General features: G+C 36.6%; 2 protein-coding genes. Both read right to left on the reverse strand.

Going from position 1 to position 1,250, the window contains the following annotated elements; translation table 11 throughout:
- Positions 1-142: 142 nt before the first annotated feature.
- A complete protein-coding gene (locus CJF42_RS22915) occupies positions 143-574 on the reverse strand; it encodes a PaaI family thioesterase (protein ID WP_095368883.1) in 432 nt (143 codons plus the stop codon).
- 252 nt (positions 575-826) lie between these two features.
- On the reverse strand, positions 827-1,250 hold a 424-nt coding region (locus CJF42_RS22920), incomplete at its 5' end, for a YdcF family protein (RefSeq protein ID WP_095368884.1).

The following is a 1,250-nucleotide window of genomic DNA, read 5'->3' on the forward strand; positions in this document are numbered from 1 at the left end:
ATGCCTTGGGTATATTACCTTGCTTAACCAAAAACCGAATAACAAAAAAATTCCCAGTGTATGGCATTGATTTAATAAAGAGTGCCACGTTAAATTTACGATCAGAAGGTGAGCATGGTAGAATGCTTGGCTATACGATTTATCACTTAATAATCATGCAAGTTGCCGTAGCGGTGGCAAGTAATTTACCATTTAAACTTTTCAACGTACCTTCCGATATACCTAAAGACTTAGACAAATTAATAACCTTACCTTCAGCTATTAACTTCTCGTTTTTAGGCACTGGCCTTATCATTTTTATATTTAGGTCGATGGTACCGTAGCCAACACCTGCGTTAAGCATAGTATGTACCGCGCAACCAGTGACCGAGTCAAGCACTGTTGCTGCAAATCCACCGTGGACTCCCCCCATAGGATTGAGGTGCGAATCATCTGCAAAGGCATGAAATAACACGCTCCCCGCTTCAATTTTAACAAAGGTCATAGGAATAGTGATTGTAATAGACGCACGCGGCAATTCACCGAGCGCCATAGCCTGTAAAACCTCTAAACCTGTCATGTCTTCAATTTTCATATCTCATTACCGGTAATTGTATTAACGTCTTGTACGTTTTTCAATTTATATGCGCTTGTTATTTCAATGCATACAATCGTATGTACCTGATTATATATACAATATTTTTTTAAACAAGACAAAAAGTGGGATGATTCTGCAGCAATAAAAATAAACTCAGAACTTATACATCACAAATAAACCATTAAAAACATTCTCGGTCTTTCGCAAAAAGTGAAGTAAGTCGTAACTTGAAACCAATAATTTGAATCGTCAGATAAATGCATCGGAGGTTTGGGGCTGAACTCTGTGAGCTTTGAAATTAGCTAGCTCACGTTTTATAGCATTTTTTTCATGTTTAATTAATTTTTGTAGCTCTAATTCGCTTACTAAAATTTTCGCCTCTGAGTATTTGAAATCTATATTAGGCATTATCAGATTGAACAGTAATTTAGCACGTTCCATATGAAAATCCGAAGTAACTAAAATACAACGAGTAATAGAATATTGCTCTAATATTGGTTTAGATAACGTAGCGTCTTCTAGTGTATAAGAGCTAAGCGCGATTTCAATGAATGATGATGAAGGGATCCCCTTAGCAATTAAATACTCTTGTATGTATTGCCCATGTGGAATATTAGTTAAATTAAAATGCTCTCCAAAACCACCTGTACCACGGCTAGCGCATTTTAACCCC

Source organism: Pseudoalteromonas sp. NBT06-2, assembly GCF_002276045.1.
Classification (GTDB): domain Bacteria; phylum Pseudomonadota; class Gammaproteobacteria; order Enterobacterales; family Alteromonadaceae; genus Pseudoalteromonas.

Coding starts and splice junctions, on each gene's coding strand:
- CJF42_RS22915 (WP_095368883.1), bottom strand. CDS start 574: ATGAAAATTGAAGACATGACAGGTTTAGAGGTTTTACAGGCTATGGCG.